The organism is Acidovorax sp. FW305-C-20-28 (genome assembly GCF_058783375.1).
Map to the genome: position 1 here is coordinate 18,490 of NZ_JBYSYM010000044.1, position 22,938 is coordinate 41,427.

24 protein-coding genes are annotated in these 22,938 nt (G+C 66.9%); 9 read left to right on the forward strand and 15 right to left on the reverse strand.

Annotated features, from left to right (window positions below; translation table 11 throughout):
• Positions 1 to 7 precede the first annotated feature (7 nt).
• From AC3WOH_RS31385 to AC3WOH_RS31395, 3 genes are all read left to right on the forward strand, one after another.
• Positions 8 to 700, forward strand: a complete 693-nt coding sequence (locus AC3WOH_RS31385; protein WP_492233225.1) for a hypothetical protein — start codon at positions 8 to 10, stop codon at positions 698 to 700.
• A 383-nt stretch (positions 701 to 1,083) separates the two neighbouring features.
• Positions 1,084 to 1,470 (forward strand): hypothetical protein, encoded by a 387-nt coding sequence (locus AC3WOH_RS31390; RefSeq protein ID WP_492233226.1) that lies wholly within the window; start codon positions 1,084 to 1,086, stop codon positions 1,468 to 1,470.
• Positions 1,471 to 1,893: 423 nt separating this feature from the next.
• Positions 1,894 to 4,680: a hypothetical protein gene (locus tag AC3WOH_RS31395; RefSeq protein WP_492233227.1), complete on the forward strand. Its 2,787-nt coding sequence runs from the start codon at positions 1,894 to 1,896 to the stop codon at positions 4,678 to 4,680.
• A gap of 142 nt (positions 4,681 to 4,822) precedes the next feature.
• Here the strand turns inward: AC3WOH_RS31395 and AC3WOH_RS31400 are convergent, their stop codons facing one another.
• Positions 4,823 to 5,254, reverse strand: a complete 432-nt coding sequence (locus AC3WOH_RS31400; protein WP_492233229.1) for a GNAT family N-acetyltransferase — start codon at positions 5,252 to 5,254, stop codon at positions 4,823 to 4,825.
• 247 nt (positions 5,255 to 5,501) lie between these two features.
• Here AC3WOH_RS31400 and AC3WOH_RS31405 point away from each other — a divergent pair, with 247 nt between their 5' ends.
• Positions 5,502 to 6,335, forward strand: coding sequence for a Bug family tripartite tricarboxylate transporter substrate binding protein (locus tag AC3WOH_RS31405; protein ID WP_492233230.1), 834 nt, complete (start codon positions 5,502 to 5,504; stop codon positions 6,333 to 6,335).
• Complete coding sequence (locus AC3WOH_RS31410) at positions 6,269 to 6,487, forward strand: hypothetical protein (RefSeq protein WP_492233232.1); 219 nt, start codon at positions 6,269 to 6,271, stop codon at positions 6,485 to 6,487. The genes AC3WOH_RS31405 and AC3WOH_RS31410 overlap by 67 nt, the downstream gene beginning before the upstream one ends.
• A 24-nt stretch (positions 6,488 to 6,511) precedes the next feature.
• On the opposite strand, the gene AC3WOH_RS31415 is transcribed toward AC3WOH_RS31410, so the two are convergent.
• Positions 6,512 to 7,504, reverse strand: a complete 993-nt coding sequence (locus AC3WOH_RS31415; protein WP_492233233.1) for a Bug family tripartite tricarboxylate transporter substrate binding protein — start codon at positions 7,502 to 7,504, stop codon at positions 6,512 to 6,514.
• A 46-nt stretch (positions 7,505 to 7,550) separates the two neighbouring features.
• Entirely contained in the window at positions 7,551 to 8,531 is a 981-nt protein-coding gene (locus AC3WOH_RS31420) for an amidohydrolase family protein (protein ID WP_492233234.1), read from the reverse strand.
• 108 nt (positions 8,532 to 8,639) lie between these two features.
• Here AC3WOH_RS31420 and AC3WOH_RS31425 point away from each other — a divergent pair, with 108 nt between their 5' ends.
• Positions 8,640 to 9,638 (forward strand): LysR substrate-binding domain-containing protein, encoded by a 999-nt coding sequence (locus AC3WOH_RS31425; protein WP_492233236.1) that lies wholly within the window; start codon positions 8,640 to 8,642, stop codon positions 9,636 to 9,638.
• 12 nt (positions 9,639 to 9,650) lie between these two features.
• On the opposite strand, the gene AC3WOH_RS31430 is transcribed toward AC3WOH_RS31425, so the two are convergent.
• The 5 genes from AC3WOH_RS31430 to AC3WOH_RS31450 all read right to left on the reverse strand — a co-directional run bounded on the left by AC3WOH_RS31430 (position 9,651) and on the right by AC3WOH_RS31450 (position 12,579).
• The gene (locus AC3WOH_RS31430; protein ID WP_492233238.1) at positions 9,651 to 10,220 is read right to left on the reverse strand and encodes a 2OG-Fe(II) oxygenase; all 570 of its coding nucleotides are present in this window, start codon (positions 10,218 to 10,220) and stop codon (positions 9,651 to 9,653) included.
• A 75-nt stretch (positions 10,221 to 10,295) separates the two neighbouring features.
• The gene (locus AC3WOH_RS31435; RefSeq protein ID WP_492233240.1) at positions 10,296 to 10,841 is read right to left on the reverse strand and encodes a hypothetical protein; all 546 of its coding nucleotides are present in this window, start codon (positions 10,839 to 10,841) and stop codon (positions 10,296 to 10,298) included.
• Positions 10,842 to 11,003: 162 nt separating this feature from the next.
• Complete coding sequence (locus AC3WOH_RS31440; RefSeq protein WP_492233241.1) at positions 11,004 to 11,360, reverse strand: hypothetical protein; 357 nt, start codon at positions 11,358 to 11,360, stop codon at positions 11,004 to 11,006.
• A 33-nt stretch (positions 11,361 to 11,393) separates the two neighbouring features.
• Positions 11,394 to 11,714 (reverse strand): MafI2 family immunity protein, encoded by a 321-nt coding sequence (locus AC3WOH_RS31445; protein ID WP_492233243.1) that lies wholly within the window; start codon positions 11,712 to 11,714, stop codon positions 11,394 to 11,396.
• A 706-nt stretch (positions 11,715 to 12,420) separates the two neighbouring features.
• Positions 12,421 to 12,579 (reverse strand): hypothetical protein, encoded by a 159-nt coding sequence (locus AC3WOH_RS31450; protein ID WP_492233245.1) that lies wholly within the window; start codon positions 12,577 to 12,579, stop codon positions 12,421 to 12,423.
• Here AC3WOH_RS31450 and AC3WOH_RS31455 point away from each other — a divergent pair.
• The gene (locus AC3WOH_RS31455) at positions 12,578 to 13,141 is read left to right on the forward strand and encodes a dihydrofolate reductase family protein (protein ID WP_492233246.1); all 564 of its coding nucleotides are present in this window, start codon (positions 12,578 to 12,580) and stop codon (positions 13,139 to 13,141) included. The genes AC3WOH_RS31450 and AC3WOH_RS31455 overlap by 2 nt on opposite strands.
• Before the next feature lie 14 nt (positions 13,142 to 13,155).
• On the forward strand, positions 13,156 to 13,512 hold the full coding sequence (locus tag AC3WOH_RS31460) for a hypothetical protein (RefSeq protein WP_492233248.1): 357 nt from the start codon (positions 13,156 to 13,158) through the stop codon (positions 13,510 to 13,512).
• 11 nt (positions 13,513 to 13,523) lie between these two features.
• Here AC3WOH_RS31460 and AC3WOH_RS31465 read toward each other — a convergent pair whose 3' ends face one another.
• From AC3WOH_RS31465 to AC3WOH_RS31495, 7 genes are all read right to left on the reverse strand, one after another.
• The gene (locus tag AC3WOH_RS31465; RefSeq protein ID WP_492233249.1) at positions 13,524 to 14,087 is read right to left on the reverse strand and encodes a hypothetical protein; all 564 of its coding nucleotides are present in this window, start codon (positions 14,085 to 14,087) and stop codon (positions 13,524 to 13,526) included.
• Positions 14,088 to 14,207: 120 nt separating this feature from the next.
• The gene (locus AC3WOH_RS31470; RefSeq protein WP_492233251.1) at positions 14,208 to 14,825 is read right to left on the reverse strand and encodes a hypothetical protein; all 618 of its coding nucleotides are present in this window, start codon (positions 14,823 to 14,825) and stop codon (positions 14,208 to 14,210) included.
• Between the two features lie 324 nt (positions 14,826 to 15,149).
• Positions 15,150 to 16,454: an aminotransferase class V-fold PLP-dependent enzyme gene (locus tag AC3WOH_RS31475; RefSeq protein ID WP_492233253.1), complete on the reverse strand. Its 1,305-nt coding sequence runs from the start codon at positions 16,452 to 16,454 to the stop codon at positions 15,150 to 15,152.
• Complete coding sequence (locus tag AC3WOH_RS31480; RefSeq protein ID WP_492233255.1) at positions 16,451 to 16,597, reverse strand: hypothetical protein; 147 nt, start codon at positions 16,595 to 16,597, stop codon at positions 16,451 to 16,453. The genes AC3WOH_RS31475 and AC3WOH_RS31480 overlap by 4 nt, the downstream gene beginning before the upstream one ends.
• Before the next feature lie 137 nt (positions 16,598 to 16,734).
• A complete protein-coding gene (locus tag AC3WOH_RS31485) occupies positions 16,735 to 17,175 on the reverse strand; it encodes a hypothetical protein (protein ID WP_492233257.1) in 441 nt (146 codons plus the stop codon).
• A 120-nt stretch (positions 17,176 to 17,295) separates the two neighbouring features.
• Positions 17,296 to 17,568, reverse strand: a complete 273-nt coding sequence (locus AC3WOH_RS31490; protein ID WP_492233258.1) for a hypothetical protein — start codon at positions 17,566 to 17,568, stop codon at positions 17,296 to 17,298.
• A 71-nt stretch (positions 17,569 to 17,639) separates the two neighbouring features.
• Positions 17,640 to 21,017 (reverse strand): InlB B-repeat-containing protein, encoded by a 3,378-nt coding sequence (locus AC3WOH_RS31495; protein ID WP_492233260.1) that lies wholly within the window; start codon positions 21,015 to 21,017, stop codon positions 17,640 to 17,642.
• A gap of 457 nt (positions 21,018 to 21,474) precedes the next feature.
• Between AC3WOH_RS31495 and AC3WOH_RS31500 the strand changes: the two genes are divergently transcribed.
• Positions 21,475 to 22,575, forward strand: coding sequence for a hypothetical protein (locus AC3WOH_RS31500; RefSeq protein ID WP_492233261.1), 1,101 nt, complete (start codon positions 21,475 to 21,477; stop codon positions 22,573 to 22,575).
• Positions 22,576 to 22,938 lie beyond the last annotated feature (363 nt).

Sequence of the window (22,938 nt, forward strand, 5' to 3'; positions counted from 1 at the left end):
AATTCCCATGCAAAACCAGGAAGCGGTAGAACAGATATCGACGTTGATCCGCTCAGGGGAACTGCCCTCCGCTGTTTTGCGCAACCTCATGGCGGGCCCGCAGAAGTGGAGCAAACACAGCTTGGCCAGCCCCATGGCAGAGGCGTTTCCAGAATGCGGTTATCACTGGCACCTCATCTATCCCGTTTGGCATTGGAAGGAACGAGAGCGCTCCGAAACATGGGATGCGTTGTTCGACTTCACCCTGATCCGCGCGCTGGTGGGTGCAGGCGTCCGTTTGCCTTGGACGCAAGAGCAGTGCACCGCCGAACTGGAGCGCATAGAGCCGCTGCTGCAGCACCTGAACGAGGCAAAGAAGGCCAAGGCCATGGAGGCCGTGTCCTTCGACAATCTCAGGGTGAAGGTGGAGGCCATGGCGGGAAAGCTGGCCTGCGTCCAAGTGCTGTGGGACGGAGATACGAACGGGTGGTTCCTTTGCATGTCGGCGATCGTTGAGCAGGGCGGGGAATACACCGAAAACCACCTCGGCACCTTCACGCAAGGTGGTGACATCCGGCTTTTCAATGGGACTGTCCCGCCCTGGCCCGAGGCCGTCGCAGCCTCCGAAACGGGAGCCCGGCTTGCGGCGCACTTTGGAGCCGTGTTGCACTTTCCCAGCCCCGATCAGCCGAACGACGGCTGTGCAGCGTGGGCGCCCTGACCCAAGTCCCTCCCGGTGGGCATCCTCTCGGCTTGGCTCAGTCGCCTGCTTGGGCGATAAAGGGCACGAGCGTGGGCGGCTAGACTTTCGCTGTCGGCCAATAGCGCACGTCTGCAGGGGTACAAGCTCGACAGCAAGGTTCTCGTGCGCAACTGCATGCCACGTTGTCAGAGCAGTGGCGGAGGTCTCGGAGTTCGGAGTTGGCGCGTCCGATCGGACCCTTGCAGTTTGAATGGTCCTGCAGCTGTACGCCCAGACTGCAAGCCACTTACAGGAGGAATCAGTGCCCAGAATCTCCCACACGGTCCAGCACATCCTGCGGGTTTTGCGGGATGCGTGAAGTCAGGCCGCACAGGGCACATAGGGCACATGGGCTCTCGTTCGTGGTTGCCTGGCTGGGTGCCGTGCTCGTTGGCGTGCTGCTTTTTTATCGGCAGTGGTGGCACGAACTGTTGGGCCCTTTGCTCTCAGAACTCACGCACGTGCAGCAGACCTCCTTTGTCGGCATCGCCCAACTGGTGGTCTGTGCGGCGCTCATCGCGGTGACTGCGCGCCATCGAGTCCTTGGGTTTTCGCTGATCAGTTTTTTCTTTTCTGAGTGTCTGTTGGTGCTCAGTATGTGGCGCTACAACCAACAGCATTCTTCGGATCACCTCGCCTACTCGATGTACGCATTCGCTGAGGCCGCTTTCACCATGGTCTTGTTCGCAGGCATGTCGTGGTGTTGGTGGCGGTGCCTGGGTGCTGGGAGGGTGAAAGATGCAACCTGACCTGAAGGCCAAGCTTGGTGCTCTGACCATCGTTTTTCAACAAGAAGAGTGCATCAAGGTGGAGGTCTAGCCGTCTCATTGCGGCCGGTGGATGTTGCCGGACAGCCGGGGCGAGTTCTGGGGGATGGTAAGCGGGCGATCATGCCATCGTGACCGCAAGTGACCGCTGGCGGCTGGACTTCGGCTGTTGGCCTGGCGTGGGCATTCGGGGAGTGAGAGCATACGTCCGCTGCAGGCTGGTCTGAGCCGTTCGTTTCGCCTGCCCGGGCGACAGCTTTCGTTCGCGCCGGTCGTTGAATGCGGCGTTGAAAGCGTGAAGGCAATGCCGCCGCCGCCCGGCAAATCCATGGCCTTTGTTAGCATCCGCTACAAAGAATTTGCAAACAACGGCAACGTATGAAAGCAACCAACGGAGCGAGTCCAATGAGCCGACTGCTGGCTATCTGTCTTTTGCTGTGGGGCACAGCTGTAGCGCAAACGACGGAGACCTCGACATTTGCCTCGCGAGACGATTTGAATGCCTTCAAAGAATTGCAGCAAAGCAAGTTGGATTCACAAAAGGAGCTTCAAGTCAAAGATATTGAAGCCGTCCGCCAACAGATCACTGCCGTTGACAAGCGTGTAGATGACCAGTTGGCGCAGTTGGGTCAAAGCATTGACCGGTTTGGCATCTTGACCACCCTGCTGGGCGTCGTCATCACGGTATTGCTGGTTTTGGGTGGATTTCTCGGGTACCGCAATGCCAAGTCGGAAGCCAAGGAGGCTGCCTCTGATGCTGCGGGAGCTAGCGCGCAAGAGTGGTTTGACGAACAGGCAAGCCAGTTGAAAGAGAAAATTAAAGCAATGGAGCAGAAAGCTGACCAGTTGCATGTGGAAATGGATGGGCATGCGCAAGGGGTTCAAGCGTACGCTGCCGATGTCACAAAGGCTATCAGCACCGTACAAGAGTCCATTGGCAAAACCGGGGCCCAAACCCCATCTGCCCTGGCCGAGTCAACCAAAGTGCTTGCTCAGCGCGACCGTGAGCTGAAAGCCTCCAACGAAGACAGCTACTCTTTCGATGACTGGAACACTCGCGCCCACGCCGCGTACACCGCCGGGGCCTTGGAAGACGCTGCCTATTTTTGGCTCAAAGCTGCAGGAGTTGCCAATGCCGGTGCCGCAAGTGTTGCGAAGGTGCTAGTCAATCGCGGCATCACCCAAGGCCAACTGAACCAGAACGAAGCCGCGATGGCCACCTACGATGAGGTGCTGCGCCGCTTTGGTGAGACTGCCGAGCCCGCGCTGCGCGAGCCGGTCGCGACGGCCTTGCTCAACAAGGGCATAACCCAAGACCAACTGAACTACAACGAAGCCGCTGTTGCCACCTACGATGAGGTGGTGCGCCGCTTTGGTGAGGCTCCCGAGCCCGCACTGCGCGAGCACGTCGCGATAGCCTTGGTTAACAAGGGCATCACCCAAGACCAACTGAACCACAACGAAGCCGCTATGGTCACCTACGATGAGGTGCTGCGTCGCTTTGGTGAGGCTGCCGAGCCCGCGCTGCGCGAGCAGGTCGCCAGGGCCTTGCTCAACAAGGGCATCACCCTAGGCCGACTGAACCAGAACGAAGCCGAAATAGCCGCCTACGATGAGGTGCTGCGCCGCTTTGGTGAGGCTGCCGAGCCCGCACTGCGTGAGCAGGTCGCGATGGCCTTGGTCAACAAGGGCATCACCCAAGACCAACTGAACCAGAACGAAGCCGCGATGGCCACCTACGATGAGGTGGTGCGCCGCTTTGGTGAGGCTGCCGAGCCCGCGCTGCGCGAGCAGCTCGCGATGGCCTTGGTCAACAGGGGCGGCGCCCAAGGTCGACTGAACCAGAACGAAGCCGCTATGGCCACCTACGATGAAGTGCTGCGCCGCTTTGGTGAGGCTGCCGAGCCCGCGCTGCGCGAGTCGGTCGCCAAGGCCTTGGTCAACAAGGGCACAACCCAAGGCCAACTGCACCACAACGAAGCCGCTATGGCCACCTACGATGAGGTGGTGCGCCGCTTTGGTGAGGCTGCCGAGCCCGCGCTGCGCCAGTCGGTCGCCAGGGCTTTGGTCAACAAGGGCACAACCCAAGGCCAACTGCACCACAACGAAGCCGCGATGGCCACCTACGATGAGGTGCTTCGCCGCTTTGGTGAGGCTGCCGAGCCCGCACTGCGCGAGCAGGTCGCGATGGCCTTGCTCAACAAGGGCATCACCCAAGGCCGACTGAACCAGAACGAAGCCGAAATAGCCACCTACGATGAGGTGGTGCGCCGCTTTGGTGAGGCTGCCGAGCCCGCGCTGCGCGAGCAGGTCGCGATAGCCTTGGTCAACAAGGGCATCACCCAAGACCAACTGCACCACAACGAAGCCGCGATGGCCACCTACGATGAGGTGGTGCGCCGCTTTGGTGAGGCTGCCGAGCCCGTGCTGCGCGAGTCGGTCGCCAGGGCTTTGGTCAACAAGGGCATCACTCAAGGCCAACTGAACCACAACGAAGCCGCTATGGCCACCTACGATGAGGTGGTGCGCCGCTTTGGTGAGGCTGCCGAGCCCGCGCTGCGCCAGTCGGTCGCCAGGGCCTTGGTCAACAAGGGCGTCACCCAAGGCCGACTGAACCAGAACGAAGCCGAAATAGCCACCTACGATGAGGTGCTTCGCCGCTTTGGTGAGGCTGCCGAGCCCGCACTGCGCGAGCAGGTCGCGATGGCCTTGCTCAACAAGGGCATCACCCAAGGCCGACTGAACCAGAACGAAGCCGAAATAGCCACCTACGATGAGGTAGTGCGCCGCTTTGGTGAGGCTGCCGAGCCCGCGCTGCGTGAGCAGGTCGCAAATGCTCTGAATAGTGCAGGCTTTGGCCGCTTGCTCGAAGCCAAAAGGCTGCTGCAACTCGGCAATCCAGAAGGGAAGATGTTATTGAAAACCGCCTTGAATCAACTGGACGATGCCGTGAAACGCCGTGCGCAGTCCGACGGCATGATTCTCGGCAACCGGGCTTACGTGTGGTGCTTGCTTGGCAACTATGCCGCGGCAGAAGACGATTTCGCCGCAGCGCTGCGAGCATCCGTACGTGGAGGGAAGGAAATTTATGATGGTACGCTGAAGGATCTGGTACTTCATCCTTTGGCCGAAGACGCTCGTATGCGTGAACTGGTGGAGCGGGCGTGGGCAGCTTTTCAGCAGCGCCCATAGAGGCCAATCGCTCCGTTGCGCGCTGCACGGCATTTGCGACTCCGAGACCAGACCCTGGCGTCAAGGCTGGCTTCATTTCGGGATGACTGCATTTGGCCAAACAGTGTCAGTACGAAGACAGACACCGACCGCCCGAGGTCGATTAGGTTTCGCTGAGGTAGCCCGCCTCCACCTGCTGCTGCTGATTCTTGAAAATGGCCATGGCCGTCTTCATGCGCATGAAGCCGAACTTTCTGTAGAAAGGCTCTTTGCCAGGGACGGCATACAGGATGATTTTCTTGTGCTCGCCTGACATTTCGACCAGGGCACTGACCACCTGTTTGCCAAGGCCCGTGCCTTGATGGCTGGGCATTACCGCAATGTCGCATATGTAAGAGCAATCGCCACCATCCGCGAGCGCGCGCCCCGCCGCCACGAGCTTCGCATGCTCGTAAACGAAGCACTTGAACATGCTGTTCGAGAAGACTTTCTGCAGATGGAGTGGCGGCTTCTCGCCCAATGGGGCGGCCCGGTACAGGGCAGAAAGCTCTTCCCAGTCGATTCCATCGGTGGATTGTTTCCATTCGAGTGTCACTCGCGGCTCCAGTGTCTGCTTGTACCGATGGCGAAAGTCTAGCCCAGCACCTCACCTGGGCGCGCTGTGGGCCTGGGGCGGCAGGACGCCCGGGACGACCGACCAAGGCCCGTTTGTCTGGCGCAAACAGGCCCTTCCAATCTTCCAACTTGTGGTGGCGGGCCTTGTCGCCAAAGATCAGGGCGTCCATCGACAACGTTCAATCACCCTTCCTTTCCCTCCATCCATGCAAAAAGCAATCTCTCCCATGGCGCGGCTCGTTCAGCAGTGGATCGTGCGACTGGCCGCCATCGTGCCCGCCGCGGTGGCACTCGGCTTCTCGGGCGCTGTAGGCGCCGCACCCAACGACACCCCGCTCAAGATCGTCGTGCCCTACCCGGCCGGGGGCAGTGGCGACGCAGTGGCCCGCATGCTCACCGATGGCCTGCGCGAGCACCTGGGCGGGCGCACCGTGCTGGTGGACAACCGGCCCGGCGCCAACGGGCGCATCGCGCTCATGGCGCTCAAGGGTGCGCCGGCCGATGGCTCCACCGTGGTGCTGGCCTTCAGCGGCGTGCTGGTCAACTCCATCATTTTCCAGAACTCCAAGGAGTTCAACTTCCGCACCGACTTCGCCCCCATCGCCCAGGTCGGCGCCATGCCCGCGGCCCTGGCCGTGCCCGCCAGCCACAAGGCCAACAACATCGAAGAATTCGTGCAGCTGCGCCGCAAGGAGGGCGACTTCACCTACGGCATGCAGGGCTCGGGGTCCGTATCGCACCTCACGGGGCTGCGCTTTGCCACCGCCGCCAAGATGAATGCCAACCCCGTCGGCTACCAGGGCGGCGCGCCCATGGCCAACGACCTCATGGGCAGCCAGCTCGATGCCGGCATCGACACCGCGGGCGACTTCGTGGAGCGGCACAAGGGCAAGAAGCTCAAGGTGCTGGGCGTCTTTGGCGCCAAGCGCTTCCCGCTGCTGCCCGACGTGCCCACGCTGGCCGAGCAGGGCTACCCCAACCTGGATGCCGAGGTGTGGCTGGGCTTCATCGGCAGCAGCAAGCTCCCGCCGCGTGGAGCCAGAATTTTCAGGACGCGCTGAAGAAGACCCTGGACAACCCCGCCACCAAGGACAAGATCGCCAAGCTGCTGGCCGTGGACTACAAGGGCAGTGAGGACTTTGGCAAGGTGATGGCCAAGGACTTCGAGGTGTGGACGCCGGTCCTCAATTCCCTGGGCCTCATCAACAAGTAATGCGAATGCATCCCCGGCGTCTGCCTAGTCGGGGGTATAGCCCGAGGCCTTGATCGGCCGCTCCCAGCGCTTGAGGTCGCCGGCCTGGATCTCGGCCAGCTGCGGGGCGCTGGCGTAGTGGGGCACGAGGCCCAGGTTGCGGATGCGGGCCTGCAGCTCGGGCGACTTCAGGGCCTCGTTCACCGCGTCGGACAGGCGCTTTGCCTTGTCGGCCGGCACGTTGGCCGGGCCGTACAGGCCGAAGAAGGCCTCGGCCGTGGCGTCGATGCCCGACTCCTTGAGCGTGGGCACATCGGGCAGCGCGGCCGAGCGCGTGGGGCCGGTGACGGCCACGATGCGCAGCCGCCCCGCGCGGTGGTGCTCGATGGTCTCGGATGCGGTGTCCACCATGATGGGGATCTGCCCGCCCAGCAGGTCCTGCACGGCCGGCGCGCCGCCCTTGTAGGGCACGTGCATCAGCGGCACGCCCGAGGCCTGCGACAGCAGCACGCCCGCAAAGTGGGGCACCGTGCCCGGGCCCGAGGTGCCGTAGTTGGCGCGGTCGGGGTGGGCCTTGAGCCAGGCCATCACGGCGCGGATGTCGCCCGCAGGGATGGCCGAGCCCGCCGTCACCGCAAAGTCGAAGGTGGCCACGCGCGCGATGGGCGCGAAGTCTTGCGTGGGCTCATACCCCAGGTTCTTGTAGATCCACGGCGATATCACCAGCGCGCCGCTGGGCGACAGCACCAGGGTGTTGCCATCGGCCGGTGCGCGCTTGACCTCGCCGAGCACCAGGCGCCCGCCGGCGCCGGGCTTGTTCTCCACGATCACGGGCTGGTCCAGCAGCGGGCGCAGGCGCTCGGCCAGCAGGCGGGCCACCACGTCCACCGAGCCGCCGGGCGCAAAGCCCACCAGCAGCTTGAGGGTGGGCTTGGCGTCCTGCGCCAGGGCGCCCAGCGGGGTGAGCGTGCAGGCCAGGGCGGCTGCGGCCACCGCGTTGCCAAGCAGGCGACGGTTCATCTTCTTCATCATCATCATGGGAAGCTTCCTTTCCACAAGCTGTTGGTCGAAGGGGCGCTGGTGTTCAGAAGCCGAACACCCGCACCGCATTGCCCGAGCGCACCGCATCGCGCTGCGCGGCGGGCAGGCGCTCGGTGTTGGCAAAGGCGCCGCTGGTGTCGTGCACCCAGTGCGGCCAGTCGGTGCCGAACATCACCTGCTCGGACCCCACCACCGAGATCAAAAACTCCAGCGACGCCGGGTTGTACGAAATGCAGTCGTAGTAGATGTGGCGCAGGTAGTCGATGGGCTTGCGCTGCATCTTGCGGCGCTGCGCCAGCTCCACCTCGTCGCCCTTGGTGAAGCGGCCCGCCAGGTAGGGCAGGGTGCCGCCCGCGTGCGAGGCGATGATCTTGAGGTTCGGGAAGCGGTCGAAAAAGCCGTCGAAGATCATGCGCGTGATGGCCAGCGTGGTGTCGAACATGAAGCCCACCGACCAGCTCAGGTCGAACTGCGTCATGTCCATCAGGTCCACGCCCGGTGGGTCGGTGGGGTGCACCAGCACGGGCAGCGCGCGGCGGTCGATCTCGGCCCAGATGGGCGCGAAGGCCGCTTCGGTCAGGCTGCGGCCGGCGATGTTGGCCAGCACCATCACGCCGCTGGCCCCGTTGTCGCAGGCGCGCTTGAGCTCATCGAGCGCGCGCTCGGGGTATTCCCACGGCAGCGAGGCGAACCAGCGCAGCCGGTCCGGGTAAGTCTTGCGCGCCTGGGCCAGCGAATCGTTGGACTCGCGCGCGGCCTCGCAGCTGGTTTCCTCGTCGCCCCAGAACACGTTGGGGCAGGTCAGCGACATCACCGAGATGTCGATGCCGGCCTGGTCCATGTGCGCAATGCGCAGGTCGTAGTCGAAATGCCCTTTTTGCGGAATCACCACCGGCGTGTTGCCGCGAAAGATCTCGCGCTGCCCATCGGGCCGCACCTGGATGTTGTAGCTGCCGCCGCGGCGCGCGAGCAGGTCGAGCCAGGGGTGGGTGAAGATGTGGGTGTGGACGTCGATGACGGGCATGGGGGTCTTGTCTCCTGCTGGGCTTGGTGGGTGATTGCTGCAGTCCACTGTAGCCAGATGGCATAGGCGAATTGACCTAATTCTTTATGTTTGCATAATCGAATGCTTATGCAAGAACGCCCCACCGGTCGCCCCACCGACCGCCTCACGCACACCGCGCTCGACACGCTGGACCGCCTGCGCTCGCGCCTCAAGGCGCGCCACCTGAACCTGCTGGTGGCGCTCGACCAATACGGATCGCTCTCGCGCGTGGCCAAGGAATGGGGCGTGACCCAGCCCTACCTCACCCAGGCGCTCGGCGAGGTCGAGTCCATGGTGGGTGCCCAGCTCTTCACGCGGGCGCGTGGCGGCGTCACGCCCACGCCGCTGGGGGCCATTGCCGTGTCGCGCGCGGCGCGCCTGCTGGCCGACCTGGAGGACTGGGCCAACGACATGGCCGCCACCCAGCTGGGCTACAGCAAGCGGCTGAACATCGGCGTCATCCACTACCTCTCGGGCCAGCTGCTGTGCGACACGCTCACGCGCACGCGCGAGCAGATCGGGGCCTTCGTTTTCTCGGTGGAAGAAGACACCAGCGCCCGCCTGCTGCAGGGGCTGCGCGAGCACCGGCTCGAAGCCGTGGTCACCCGCGCCTGGGGCGCCGAGCAGGTGCGCGACCTGCACTGCGAGATCCTGTTCCATCAGCGCCCCGCACTGGTCTGCCACCCCAAGACCGCGCGCCAGCTGGGCAAGCGCGCGCTCGACTGGCACGAACTGGCCGGCATGGACTGGCTGCTGCCGCCGGCCGGCACCTCGCTGGGCGTGTCGGTGCTCGACATGTTCTTGCGCGCCGACGAAATGCCGCCCGTTCCCGCCATAGAGACCCACTCGCTCAAGGTCGTGGGCCGCATGATCGAGCGCAACCCGAGCATGGTCGCCCTGGTGCCCGCCGACGTGGCGCACGACCTGTCGGCCCGCGCCCAGGTCGCCAGCGTCGCCTGCAACCTCGACTGGCCCCTGCCCCCCGTGGCCCTGTACCGCCGCCAGGGCGTGCCCGACTCGCCCACCATGGAGACCTTTGTGCGCACGCTCAAGGGGCTGTGCAGGGAGCGGTTCGAGGCGGGGTGAGGGTGCGGCAGTTCAGCCCTGCAGGTTGCGGTACATCACATCGGTGCGCAGCACGTACTTCACCCCACCCGTCACCACCGAACCCTGGTGCCGCAGGTGGTGCGGAAACACCAGCGCCATGCCCTGCTCGGGCTTGACCTTCTCCCAGCCGAACTCCGTGCTGCCGCCCTCGAAGTCATCGTTCAGGTAGATCATGAAGGTGAGAAAGCTCTCCTCGGGCCCCAGGCGCACGGTGCCATCCTGGTGCCAGGTGAACTTCTGCTCCTTCTCATAGCGGTAGTAGCGCAGCCGCGGGTTGAAGCTGCTGAGCTGCCAGCCCTTCACCTCGGCGGGCAGGGCGGGGCGAGCGCGCTCGAACAGTGCGGCAGCCAGATCGGCGCGGTCCAGGATGATGCGGTCGTTGTTGCGCGCATCCTTGTACAGCAGCTCGCCATCGTCGGTGCGCACGGCCGCCTCCTCGTAGCCCAGCCCCTCGCTGTCGGCGATGTAGCGGGCACACTCGCCGGGCGACAGAAAGCCGCCGATGGTGAAGATACCGGCACCGAGGGCGTGGGCTTGCAGGGGTTCAGCGGGATTCGACATGGCGCGCATCGTACCTGCGGCGCTGGGCAAAGGCGATCAATGAATGGCAGGCGGGCAGGCGGACAGGGAGCCCCATCAAATCACCACCCACAGCACCACCCCCATCACCGCGGCCGCCAGCAGCGCGGGCGCAGCCACCGACCAGTCCTGCGTGGACGGCACGCTCGCCCCGAAGGCCGAGGCCGCCAGCCAGGCATGCAGCCAGTAGGCCACGCCCGACCCGGCCCCGGGCAGGAAGGCCGTGGCCCACCAAAAGGCGAGCGGCGCCAGCGCCACCGGGGCCAGCGCGATGGGCAGCGAGCGCACATACCCCGCCTGAAAGCGCACCGACCCCAGGCGCCAGCCCCCGAGCGTGCGCTGCGGCACCAGGTTGGGCATGGTGGGCTTGGCCCCCAGCAGCGCCGCCACCACCCAGTGCATGGCCTCGTGCAGCGCCGTGCCCGGCAGCACTGCCAGGCAGTAGGCCCACATGCCGATATGCACGCACAGGCGCTGAAAAAGCAGGATGCCGCCCAGCACCAGCCAGTCCCTGGTCTCCAGGGCCTGCGCGCGCGCACTGGCCCAGGCCAGGGGGTGGGCGAGGGCGTCGGTGAGCATCATCCCTGTGGTGCTGCTGTCCATGGGCGGTCAATGGTTTGTTCGTTGAAGAGGCGCGAGAGGTGCGGGTGCGCCAGGGGCCTGGCACCCAGGGGCCATTGTCACGATGAAATCGGGGGCGCGTGTCGGAGGGGATGCCTTGTAGGGCGCAGGTTTGCGCGCAGGCTCCGATCCGCTGGGCAGGCTCTATTTCGAAGCCTGCGCTTGCGCCCGGTCTTCGCTCGGCGTCACATCCAGGAGCTTTCCTTGCCCGTCAAACTTCAGCCCAATGTAGCCCACCCACAGGTAGCCGAATTTCTCGTAGACCTCTTGGTGCGCGACGTCACGCGTGGCCGCATCGATGATGGACGCTTTGGTCGCATTCGGGCTCAGTGATTCGCGCAACACGGCTTCGAGTTGCGCTGCCACCCGCTCCGTGGTCTCCGCGCTGATGCTCAAGTAGGTGAGCGAAATGCCCGTGTCGATGGAGCGGTACAGCCACCACGTATTGCTTGCGATCAGCAGCAGGGTCAGTGCCACAGCGGTGGCTTTCAGGCGTCTCATGTGGGATGCAGGTTGTTGGTCGCCCATTGGACGTCACGGCGTTGGAGAGGGGTTGGGGGCTGATTCGGCAGGGCCGCAAGCGATGAGCGAGAGCGGCGACAGAGCGGGGGTGACCAGGTACTCCACCTCAACGCGCCATGGCGCTGGGAAATCCGCCACCACCTCGGTCGCCACCACCGATAGCCGCTCCAGCTCCTCCGCGGTGGCATCCGCACTCACCTGGAACCGAATGTTGACCAGGCAGCGCCCCTGTGCAGCCTCTATCGAGGCCTGCCGCAAGATGGGCACGCTTGCACCACACAGTGCACGCTTCAACGAGGGCAGCAGCAAGGCCTGGGCTTCACTCTCGGTCATGGTGTTTTGAAAAGGGGATGCCCGTTCATGGCAGGCAGGCCGCGCCCATGGCGGTGGGGCCGAAGTGGAGCGGCGTTCATGGTCATGGTGTTGCAAAAGTGTGCCACGGGCTTGCCCGGTGCGCAGGCTATAGTGTCCGCCACGAATTCGCTTGCGGCCAAGCGCTCAACTGCAGGTCGCGCAACGTGGGAGGGGCTGTGGATGGCCATGGTGGTATCAGGCAAGAAATTTTCATGCGGCAGCAAGCGCGTACAGAAGCGGGGTTGCGGGCCCCTGGCTGCTGATGCCACCGCCGTCGCCGCTTCGCTCTGGCCGTGCCCAGCCGCGCGGCAATCGCCAGGCAAGGTCTGCGGCGTGGTACCGACGACCTGGAGGTGCCCTGCATGATGAAAAAGCACCACGTCGCTGCCGGGGTGGCTGCAGCCCTGTGCGTTTACCTTGGCCTGCATGCTGCAGTGGGCGCATACGCCTTCCATGCAGTGCACGGCCTGGCGAATGACCCCGTTGGCAGTGCGAACCACTATGTCGCCAGTGCGCAGGCGTACTACGGCCTGATTCTGTCCATCGCCGCCACCACCTCCTTGCTCACGGTGCTCAGCGCCGCAGCCTCGGTCGGCTTGCTCAAGCGAGCCGTTTGGGGGCGGCATCTCTGGCTCGCTACGACGCTGGCCTTGCTCGCTGCGTGCGCAGTGGGGGCGTTCCACCTTCAAGTGAGCGTGGACGAGTACATCTTCCCGCTGGGGGCCTTGGCGATGGGGTGGTGGAGCTTGCTCAGGGCGGACACAGCGGGCGCGGGGTAGAAGAACACAGCCCGTTCGCCATCGGCGCGCCGCTCGCCACGCACCTTGACCGGAAGAGACACCATGGGACTTCTCACCTTCAGCATCAACCTCACCCTCGATGGCTGCATCGACCACCAGGAAGGCATTGCCGACGAGGAGACGCACGCCTTCTTCACCCGTCTCATGGACACGCACGGCGCCATGCTGTGGGGTCGCACCACCTACGAGATGATGGAGGGCTACTGGCCCGCAGTGGCCCGGGGCGAGGTGCAGGCGACGCCCGCGGTGCGCGCATGGGCGACCCAGCTGCAGGCCAAGCCCAAGTACGTGGTGTCTTCCACGCGCACGCATTTCCCGTGGGTGCACAGCCACCTGATCGCCGGCGGTGACGGCCTGCGCGCGGGCATCCAGGCGCTCAAGGATGCGACGCCCGCCGGCGTGCTGCTGGGCAGCGGCCTGCTCGCCACTGCGCTGGACCGGCTGGACCTGATCGACGAGTACCAGCTGCTGGTGCACCCCCGCATCGCCGGCCACGGCCCGACCCTGTACGCCGGCGGGCTGCCCGCCACGCGGCGGCTCGATTTGATCTCGGCCACGCCGCTGCGCTGCGGCGCGGTGGCCCTGCATTACCGGCGTGCGGGGTGAGGGGGAGAGGGGCCATGTCCGAAGCCACCGATCGTGCGCAGGTGAGAAACTGCTACTGCCGTCTTTGGGATACCGCGCCATCGGTTCTTGAAGACCAGGGCGTGCCAGCGGGCTACTGCGGCATGTGCGTGGACTGTGGCGCGCCAGGGCACCTGCGGCACGGGCCAGGCGCCATGCCCGCCACGCTGTCCTGGTGTGCCCGGTGCTACGGCAAGGTGACCATCGCCGCGTACACCCGTGAGCTGTCCATCTGGCTTGCGATCGGCGCGGCGGCGTGGGGTGCATGGATCGTCGCGGCGGCTGCGGGGCTGGTGTGGGCTGCAGTCACCTGCTGGATGGTGTGGCCGAACCGGCGCAAGGCGCCGGCTTGACTGTCAGACGCTCACGGGCCTTCAACCTGCTGCGCTTCGTAGTACGACCCACCTTCCACCAAACCCGTTGCCAGCGCAACGGTGAAAGGGTGCCATGTGTCGTCAAACATCCATGCCTCGCCCTTCAGCTCGCCGCCCTGCAGCGACAGGTTGCGAAAGCCGTCCCAGGAGATGCGGCGCGAGCGCCAGACGGCACGGCCGCCCGTCCGATGGAGTTCAACGTCCGTGGGGCTAAGAAACACCACACTGCCCAGGCCAGGCACGTCGATGGCCGATTCGATATCGCCCCCGAACTCGCCCAGCAGCGCCCCGGTCACCACGTTCACCCTGTAGCCTTGGCCGCCAGCGAGCACGGTGGCTTCCAGCCCTTCTGCATCGGTGAACACGGCCGAGAACCGTGTGCGCCCGGGCTGGAAGTTGCCGACCCAGCGCGCGCTGGTCGGGGGCTCATCAGCGCCAAACTCCACGACCAGGCCCTCGCGGTGCATGCCTTGCCCGGTGGCGCTGAACTGGCGTGGGAGGCTGCCCACGCCGGGCAGCCCGGGGAGGATTCTGGGAGTGTTCAAAAGGTCCATGGGGTGACTGTGACCGGGTCTGCGTGGTGGAACTTGCGCGCGGCGCCGCGGGCAGCGCAGTAGTTTGCGGTGGGCGTGCGCAGCAGCTTTCCACATGCAGAGCAAGTCAAAAGGCTGGGCTCATGGAGTGTCCTTGCGCAGTGGCATGAGACCCGTCAGCGCCTCCACGCGGCGACGTATCGAGGCGTCGGACTGCTCCAGCCAGACGATGCACGACTCCGGATTGCCCTCGATGCCTGCGTTGGCCGCATCCACCAAAGGCGCGGGGACGTAGCAAAGCAGGTAGCGGCGTGCGGAAAACCGGGGATGGCTGTTCTCGACAAAGAACGACACCCAGGTGTCGCAGGCCGGCAGGTTGTCCACATCGAAGAACCCGCCCGAGACGGATGCTGCGTAGCCGTCCGAAAGGTTCTCGTCCGGAAAGAACAGCATGAACCTTCCCGTCGCGATGACGGGTGATCCGCTCTGGACCGGCAGTTTTCTGTAGCGCAGCAGCTGCTGCCGACTTTGGCCGAGATCGCAGACAAGCTCGTTCGGGCCATCGTGGAACAGGCTGGGCCTGAGCGCCTCGGACCTGAGGTCGGCCAGTGCGGTGAGCGCATCGCACCAGGCGACGGTCTCAGCCAACCGCGCGCGCAGGTGCTCGTCGTCCAGGCCTGGAGTGCCGGTGCTGAGACGTTGCCATACATCCAGATTGGAGGGGCTTTGATCCAAGGTGATCGCGGAATTGGGCTGCACAGTGGGCCGCCTTTTTCTCAGGATTCCAAACACGAAACTCTCCCTGGCGCTCGGGCGCGCATGGCGCGCATGGCGCGCATGGCGCGAGCCTACATCATGGACGCCTTCAACAACACGCCTTCCCCGACGACGAGACCCACGCCTTCTTCACCCGCCCCACGGACGCGCACGGCGCCATGCTGTGAGGCCGCGCCACCTGCGCAATGATGGAGGAGGGCTGCCGGCCCGCCGTGGCCTGCCGTGCCCCGTGGGGATGACCAGCGATCCTCTGCGCACGCTTCGTGGGTCGGTAGTGTTGGCCACTCTCAGATCGCAAACACGTTCTTAGCCGGTCATCACCTTCAGCGCCGCCACCAGCTTGTCCATATCGCCCTCGGTCGTATAGAGCGCCGGTGAAATCCGGATGCACTGGCCCTTGGCCACGCCGGCGCGGCGCACCGAGAAGATGCCGTGCTTGTCGCGCAGCTCGGCGACGATGGCGTTGTTGTCCGCCGCGCTGGTCTTGCCTGCGAAGCGGAACGAGGTGATGCCGGCGGCCATGCCCGGCTCGTCGGGCGTCAGGATTTCCAGGCCCTTGAAACCACGCGCGCGGCTGACCCAATGGTCGCGCAGATGGCGCAGCCGCGCCTGCTTGGCGCGGGCACCGATGTCCTGGTGCAGCTTGAGCGCGGTGGGCAGCGTGAGAAAGGTCGCAAAGTTGGCGGTGCCGGTGTGCACGCGCGAGCGGATGTCGGTTGGCGGAAAGTCTTCGTCGCCCAAGGCGCGGTCGATGTCGGGCAAACGGTCCTTCTTGATGTACATGAAACCCGCGCCCAGCGGGGCGCCGATCCACTTGTGCAGGTTGAAGCCCACGAAATCGGATTGGAGGTCGCGCACATTGAAGTCGATCTGGCCCCAGGAGTGGGCCGCATCCACCACCACGTCCACGCCGCGCGCGCGGGCCATGGCTGCGATTTCCGCCACCGGAATCACCAGGCCGGTGCGGTGGCTCAGGTGCGTGAGCAGCAACAGGCGCGCCTTGGGGTTGCTCTCCAGCTGCTTTTGGTAGGTCTGCAGCACGGCTTCGCGCGTTGCGGGCTCGGGGATGGCAAAGCGCACCACGTCGACGCCGCGGCGGTCCTTCAGCCAGTTCATCGCGTACTGCATGGAGTCGTAGTCCAGGTCGGCGTACAGCACGGTGTCGCCGGCCTTGAGCTTGTTGTAGCCGGCGATCAGAAGCTGCAGCGCCTCGGTGGCGCCCCGCGTGAAGGCGATTTCTTCCACGGAGCAGCCCACGGCGGCGGCCAGTGCGGCGCGGATCGGCTCGATCTCGCGGCCGTAGGCGTTGCGCGCATAGAACGAGTTGTCGCGGTTCACCAGGTCGGTCTTGGCAAGGTACTCGCGGCGCACCGGCTCGGCCATGACGCCCCAGTAGCCGTTCTCCAGATTGACGATGTCCGGCGTGACCGCGTAGAGGGAGCGCACTGCCGACCAGTAGGGGGCGTCGGTCGCCAGGGCCTGGCCCGGTGCGGCGGGCAGGCTCACCAACGAACTGGCCGTTTGTGCGACGGCGCGGCCCACAGAGGCCACGGTGGTGGCGGTGGCCGCCAGACCCAGCATGAAGCCACGGCGTTCGGAGGATGTGATCATGGTTTTTTTCCTTCGTCAAAATGGTGTGTGCCTGCGGTTGTAGCAGGCTGGCATGACAGAAGTTTTTGCACATCACACCACCGATCCACCACAAAGCGTGCGCAGATGTTCGCTGCCGCCAATTGCAGCAGCGCTTCGCGCATGTCCAAGCGCCGTGCAAAGCGAACGATCCGCAAGTCCTGCCCAGGGCGTCATCCGATCCAGATGTTGGTGGCTCGGGGGCGCATGGCAGGTTGACGCGGACCCCAGCGCCGGGCGCCGGCCCCATGGCCAGGCGCCATCACGCCGGCCCAGGGGCGCTTGCTGGCACACCGCCATCCCGCTGCCTGCGCCACCACATCCACGCGAATGCCAGGCCAACGCCTGCAAAAACGAGGTGCAGATCCCATGCTCCGAACACGTACAACTCCCATCGGAAGGGGTAGTTGCGCCTGAAAAGAACCAAGAGACCCAGCCAGACGCCGAGGGGGCCGGACAAGGCCCCCAATACCAGCCGCAACAGGAGTGGCGCCGAAGCGGAAAGGCACAGCTGGATCGGCAACGCAACGGTCACCAGGAAGAGCGCCGTGAGCGCTATGCCAAGGCCTGCAGGGGCCAAGAGCTCCATCAAAAAGATGTAAGACCATTCGTGGCTGCGCGTCCTGAGCAATACCCACGCGACAAACGCGCACGGGCCGAGCAGCAGTGCCCGAACAGCGAGGAAGCGAGCGGTATTCACCATGGTGGTCCGTGTCCTGTCCCGTCAATAAATGCCCATCAAACCGCGTCTTTCACGCCAGGGCCGCGTTGCTGCGTGTGCACCCATCCGATCATGCCACCGGGCCTGCGCACCATGCCCGATTCAGCCGCGGCCGCGGCGCTGCTGCTGCTCCTGCCTGAGCACCCGCGCGCTCAACCAGGCCACGCCAGCGCCCAGCGTGGCCCAGAGCAGGTGGTACACGACCCAGCCGGCGGGCGTGCCCAGTGCGGCCTGCAGCGCCTGCACCATGGCGCCCCGCAGCAGCGATGGGGTGGGCGGTGGTGCGGCCAGGGTGAGGGCGCCCCAGGCGCTGAAAACGAACACGCCGCCGCCGACAACGGCGAAGAACCACGCCAGCCACCTTGCCTCTCGCATCCCTGCACTCCTTGTTTGCCATCGCGGGCCGCGACACGCTGCCTTGGCCGTTCCATCGTTCAATCAACTGCTCAATCAGCGATGCGCAGCCCCTGCACCTGGGTGCCGAGCTGCAGGTACAGCACGCCGTCGGCGCCCATGCGCCAGGGCCCGGTCTGGCCCGCTGTGTCCGTGGGCAGTGCCCACTGCGGCAGCAGGCGCCAGGTCTGGCCGGCCAGGGTGAGGGTGAGTGCGCCTTCGCTGCTGCCTGGTTGCACGGCCAGTGTGGCGCCGGGGAGGGCCGTGCTGAAGATGCCCTGCGCCTGCGCGGTGTTGAGCAGCGCGGGCAGCAGCCACTGGCCTGGGCCATCGCCGAGCTGGAAGGCGATGCGGCCCTGCGCGTCCACGCCGATGCGGGGCGTGCCCGCGCCGGTGCCGGCGCCCGTCCAGTCGGGCTTGAGTACATAGGTGGTGCCGCCCAGGCCCAGCTGCAGCACGCCTTCGGCACCGAGCCTGAGCGTCGCGCCCGGCAAGGCTGCGGCCACCGCCGTGGCCAGGCCCGCCAGGTCGGCCACGGCCGGCGCGAACTGCACCACCACCCCGCCGCGCACCCAGCGCAGCTGGCCCAGGGGCGTGAAGGCCAGCCCGTCGGGCAGCGTGGCATCGATGCCGATGGGCTGCGTGGGCAGCAGCTGAAAGACCCGTCCGCCATCGCGCAGCAGGAACACGCCCGAGGGCGCCACCTCCAGGCCCTGGGCCAGGTTGGCCCCGCCCAGGCGCGCCACCGCGCCGGCCAGGCGCGCAAAGGCCTTGCCATCTGCCGTGATCGTGCCCGGCAGGTTGGTGAACACCAGGGCATCGCCCACCTGCTGCCCATCGCCCCTGACCGAGCCGAGGGTGATGGACACCAGCTTGCCGGCCGCATCGACCCGCAGGCGCTCGCCCGCCAGCAGGCCCGGGCCGCCCAGCGCGGGCAGGCTGCCCTGCGGCGGCAGCAGCGCGCCGCTGACCACCGCCACCGTGAGCGGCTGCGCATCGATGCGCGTGCCCACGCTGCCCGAGCGCAGCAGCACCGTGCCCGCCAGCGCCATGGGCTGGCCTGCCGCGGTGCTGGCCATGGAGGCCGAGCCCTGCAGCACCACCAGCACCAGCACGCCCTGGCCGTTGACCTGGGCCACCTGCAGCTGGGTGCCCGGCAGGGCCGACACCGTCAGCGGCTGGCCGTTGACGCTGATCTGCAGGTTCACCGGCGTGCTGCCGGTGCCGGGCAGCACCAGGGTGGCACCGCCTGCATGGGGGCCCACCACGATGGGCAGCGACGGGTCGGTGATGGTCACCACGCCCGGGCCCGTGACGGGCGTCTCCGAGGGGCCTGCCGGCCCGGTGTCGTACAGCGTGAAGCCCGCCGTCACCGCGCGCGCGGCCGTCACATTGTTCAAGGTGCAGGTGGCCACGGTGCCGCTGCAGTCGCCGCCCCAGCCGCTGAAGACATAGCCCACGGCCGGCGATGCCGTGCAGGTGGCGCTGGCGCCATGGGCCACCGGGTTGGGCGTGCAGCTGGCGCTGCCGCCGCTGCCCGGCGTCACGCTGATGGCGTAGGTGGGGAGCGTCACCACCAGGTTCACCTGGCCCGCCGTGGCGGTGGAGATGGCGGCCGAGAAGCCCGCCGGCACGGTGCCCACGGCCAGGGTGCCGCTGAGCGCGCCGCCGTAGTTCACCAGCCGGTAGGTGCCGACGCCAAAGCCCGCGCCGGCCGTCACATCGACCGTGACCGTGCCGGTCGCCGTGAGGTTGCCCACCACGTCCACCCGGTCGCTGCTGGTGCCCAGCTGCATGCGCAGCCCGGCGCCCGTGGCCAGCTGCAGCGCGCTGACCCCCAGCGTGCCCACGCCCGTGCCGCCGCTGCCGCCCGGGGCCAGCCGCGCACTGGCGGCCACGGTGACGCTGCTGCCCACGCTGCCCGCACCCGCCAGCGTGCCGGCGTTGACCGCCAGGGTGCCGCTGTAGTCGGGGTTGGCGCCCGCAATCTCCAGCGTGCCCGCGCCCGCCTTGGTCAGCGCCCCGGTGCCGGCCAGGGCGCCGGCGTCCAGGCTGGTGGTGTCGCCCGTGGGCACGTCGAGCGTGGCCGCGCCGCCGCTGCCGCCCAGGTACATCAGCCGGCCCAGGGCCTGGCCGGCGCCGCCGTCGTCGGTGGTGGCCCCACTGTCGCCGCCGCTGCCACCGACCCCCGCCGTCACGCTGAAGCTGCCGCTGAACCGGGTGGAGGCCACCGTCAGCTGGCCCCCCGGGGCCACGAAAACCGCGCCGCCCAGGGCCCCACCGCCGCCGCCGCCGGCGCCGGTGTTGAGCACGCCGGTGTCCGAGCCGCCATGGCCGCCATACTGGCCGCCCAAACCGCCGGTGCGGCTGCCGCCACCGCCGCCGCCCAGGCCGCCGGCGCCGCCCACGCCGTTGGCGGTGCCGCCCATGGCACCGCCGCCGCCACCGCCCAGGTTGCCCGCGCCCCCCACCAGGTTGGAGGCATTGGTGGCCCCACCCCCACCGCCAAAGGCCCCGCCGGCCCCGCCGTGGCCATTGAACCCTGCACCACCCCCACCGCCGATGCCCCCGGCCCCGCCGAGGCCGCTGCCGCCGCCCCCGCCGCCGCCATGCAGGCCCCCGCTGCTGCCATTGGTGCCGCCATTGCCCCCGCCGTCTGCGCCCCCGGTACCGTGGGTGACGAAGGCGGTGGTGCCCGCTGCAACACGGCCGCCGCCACCGCCGCCCAGTTGCGGAAAGGTGGAAGAGCCGTTTCCGCCATTGCCGAATTCGCCGCCGCCGCCACCGGCGCCGGAGACTCCTCCGGTGCCGCCCTTGCCGGCATAGCCACCGCCGCCGCTGGCCGCCTGGCCTGTGCCGCCATTGCCCCCCAGGCCACCGCCACCGCCAGAGCTTTGTGTCGCACCACCCCCGGCGACCACGATCGAGTCGCCGCCGTTGCCGCCCCGGGCCTGGGCGTCCACCACGTCCAGGTTGCTCACCAGCGCCGTGGCGCCGGTGTTCACGAACAGCACCGCGCCTGCCCCCAGCCCCCCACCGCCGCCAGCGCCGGCACTGACCAGGTTGCCGCTGGCCCCGTTGCCGCCTTTGCCGCCCTGTGCCAGCGCATTGGTCACCCGCACGTTGCGGATGGTGGCCGTGCCGGCCTGCACGAAGAACACCCGGCCGGTGCTGTTGGCACCGATGGTGAAGCCCGCGCCATCCACCGTCACATCGGCCGTGAGCATGGGCAGCGACTGGGTGAGCGTGATGTCGCCCGCCAGGGTGATGGTGTCGCCCGCGCTCAGGTTGAAGAAGGCGTTGCGCAAATCGGTCTCATTGGCCACGGTGATGCCCCAGGCCGGGGCCATGGCGGCCAGCAGGACCGTGGTGGCAAACAGGTGGCGCGGCGCGGCGGCCGGGCGAACGTGGCGAGGGAATGCGTGCTTCATGCGGGTGGGGGTTGTTGTGGATTCGAATCGATCGGCCATCTTGCCGGGGCGCGCCTGCAGGTCCAGGATTTTTTGGTTGTTCCTCTGAACCGGTTGCCGTGGCCAGCGCTCATGCGCGCAGGGCCGGCAGGCTCTTGGTGCGGGCGATATCGTACAGTTGGTTACGAGCAGCCAAGGCGCCTGAGTGCAGCGCCTGCGCGCACTTCACCGCGCACCAGGGCGTGGGAAGGGAGATGGCTGGAGCACCGGTCTGCCGCAGCAGCAAACCACGGAGGTGACCGGTGTCACAAGCACCGGTCTGCGGCAAGCCACGCTGGTGACCGGCGTCACGCGCGCTGAAGCCCCCTCGCCAGCACACTGGCCCACCACACCAACCAGGTGGAGCCAGGGCTGCCAAGCCATGCCATGCATGGGCCATGCACCGCGAGCCTCCACCCCCATCGAGAGGAGCTTTTGCATGTTGTCCATTCCATCCCTGCTGGCGCCGCGCGCCCAGCCTCTGTCCCGGCCTTTGCCTGCACGCGCCGCGCGGCGCATCCTGCCCCTGGGCCTGATCGCTGCGACCGCCGCCGTGCTGAGCGGCTGCGGCGGCGGCGGTGGCGACGACACGGCACCCCCACCCGGCCCGACCCACCAGACGCTGGGCCTGTCGGTCACCGGGCTGGCGGCGGGCCAGAGCGTGGTGGTGCAGAACAACGGGGCGGACGATTTCACCGTGGCCGCCAATGGCTCCGTGCGCACCGCCGCCAGCTGGCCGCTGGGCAGCAGCTATGCCGTCACCGTCAAGACCCAGCCCGCGGGCCAGCGCTGCACCGTGGCGCGGGGCACGGGCACGCTGGCTGCAGACAGCCCTGCGGTGCAGGTCGACTGCGTGCCCTTGCCAAGCGACCGCACCCCCCTGGGCGGCACCATCAGCGGCCTGTTCAACGGCAGCACGGTGGTGCTGACCACCGGGAGCGAGGACCTGGCCCTCACCGCAGACGGCGGCTTCACCTTCCCCACGCCGCTGGCCACCGGCGCGGCCTATGCCGTCACGGTCAAGACCAAGCCCGTTGGCCTGGGCTGCGTGGTGCGCAATGGCGCGGGCACGATCACTGCCGCCGCGGTGGACCCGGTCGCCGTGCGCTGCGCCAGCTTGAGCTCCCTGGACGCCGGTTTCTGGGAGCAGGACCAGTGCCTCCCCGGGCCAGGCGGAACCGGGCTGAAGAACGGCTGGCGCGTGTCGCACGGCAGGCCCGCCCTGCTGACCTTCGACGCGGGCTCGGTCAGCTACCGCAATGCGCAGTGCACCGGCGTGGGAACGGTCGCGGCGGGCCCCTTGCCTGGTGGGTTCACGACCATCATGATGCGCCAGGAGTTGGTCAGTGATCCCTCGGCCACCTGGGTCTCCGGCGAGCTCATGAACCCCCCCAGCAAGCCCATGGTGCTGGTGCGCAAGGACAACCACCTGTGCCTGCTGGACGACACCGCCACCCCCTCGGCCTACCCCAACGCGGCCAGCACGGTCAATGCGGCCACGGCCGCCATTGCCGCGGGCACCTGCTACACGCCGCGCTGAGCCTGCGGCCCGCTTCGCCCCCGCGCCGGCCTGCGGACAAAAAGCACCGCGCGGATGGCGATGAACGCCCCCTGAAAACATGGTGTCGCTCCACCGATTTTGTGACACTTTGTTTGCCCGCCCGGTGTGATGCGCGTCACCGCTTTTCGCGGGCCTGCGCAATACGATCGCTAGGGCCTGTTCACACTGATTTCGGGGATCGCGTTGCCTGGCCTGGGGGCTGGATGCTAGGCGCCCGTGCGCAGCAAGGTGCGCACCTTGCAAGCGCGGGCAACGCCGCAGACGGCCCCCAGGCCGGGCAACCCGAAGGGAAGGCCCTTGCCGGCGCGCCACTCGTCGTTGCGCTCCTTGCGTGTGCAAGGG

Bases quoted from the DNA above. Each gene is read 5' to 3' on its own strand.
- AC3WOH_RS31385 (WP_492233225.1), top strand. From the start codon at position 8: ATGCAAAACCAGGAAGCGGTAGAACAGATATCGACGTTGATCCGCTCA.
- AC3WOH_RS31395 (WP_492233227.1), top strand. From the start codon at position 1,894: ATGAGCCGACTGCTGGCTATCTGTCTTTTGCTGTGGGGCACAGCTGTA.
- AC3WOH_RS31405 (WP_492233230.1), top strand. From the start codon at position 5,502: ATGGCGCGGCTCGTTCAGCAGTGGATCGTGCGACTGGCCGCCATCGTG.
- AC3WOH_RS31415 (WP_492233233.1), bottom strand. From the start codon at position 7,504: ATGATGATGATGAAGAAGATGAACCGTCGCCTGCTTGGCAACGCGGTG.
- AC3WOH_RS31420 (WP_492233234.1), bottom strand. From the start codon at position 8,531: ATGCCCGTCATCGACGTCCACACCCACATCTTCACCCACCCCTGGCTC.
- AC3WOH_RS31425 (WP_492233236.1), top strand. From the start codon at position 8,640: ATGCAAGAACGCCCCACCGGTCGCCCCACCGACCGCCTCACGCACACC.
- AC3WOH_RS31430 (WP_492233238.1), bottom strand. From the start codon at position 10,220: ATGTCGAATCCCGCTGAACCCCTGCAAGCCCACGCCCTCGGTGCCGGT.
- AC3WOH_RS31435 (WP_492233240.1), bottom strand. From the start codon at position 10,841: ATGGACAGCAGCACCACAGGGATGATGCTCACCGACGCCCTCGCCCAC.
- AC3WOH_RS31440 (WP_492233241.1), bottom strand. From the start codon at position 11,360: ATGAGACGCCTGAAAGCCACCGCTGTGGCACTGACCCTGCTGCTGATC.
- AC3WOH_RS31445 (WP_492233243.1), bottom strand. From the start codon at position 11,714: ATGACCGAGAGTGAAGCCCAGGCCTTGCTGCTGCCCTCGTTGAAGCGT.
- AC3WOH_RS31455 (WP_492233246.1), top strand. From the start codon at position 12,578: ATGGGACTTCTCACCTTCAGCATCAACCTCACCCTCGATGGCTGCATC.
- AC3WOH_RS31450 (WP_492233245.1), bottom strand. From the start codon at position 12,579: ATGGTGTCTCTTCCGGTCAAGGTGCGTGGCGAGCGGCGCGCCGATGGC.
- AC3WOH_RS31460 (WP_492233248.1), top strand. From the start codon at position 13,156: ATGTCCGAAGCCACCGATCGTGCGCAGGTGAGAAACTGCTACTGCCGT.
- AC3WOH_RS31465 (WP_492233249.1), bottom strand. From the start codon at position 14,087: ATGGACCTTTTGAACACTCCCAGAATCCTCCCCGGGCTGCCCGGCGTG.
- AC3WOH_RS31475 (WP_492233253.1), bottom strand. From the start codon at position 16,454: ATGATCACATCCTCCGAACGCCGTGGCTTCATGCTGGGTCTGGCGGCC.
- AC3WOH_RS31480 (WP_492233255.1), bottom strand. From the start codon at position 16,597: ATGCGCGAAGCGCTGCTGCAATTGGCGGCAGCGAACATCTGCGCACGC.
- AC3WOH_RS31485 (WP_492233257.1), bottom strand. From the start codon at position 17,175: ATGGTGAATACCGCTCGCTTCCTCGCTGTTCGGGCACTGCTGCTCGGC.
- AC3WOH_RS31490 (WP_492233258.1), bottom strand. From the start codon at position 17,568: ATGCGAGAGGCAAGGTGGCTGGCGTGGTTCTTCGCCGTTGTCGGCGGC.
- AC3WOH_RS31495 (WP_492233260.1), bottom strand. From the start codon at position 21,017: ATGAAGCACGCATTCCCTCGCCACGTTCGCCCGGCCGCCGCGCCGCGC.
- AC3WOH_RS31500 (WP_492233261.1), top strand. From the start codon at position 21,475: ATGTTGTCCATTCCATCCCTGCTGGCGCCGCGCGCCCAGCCTCTGTCC.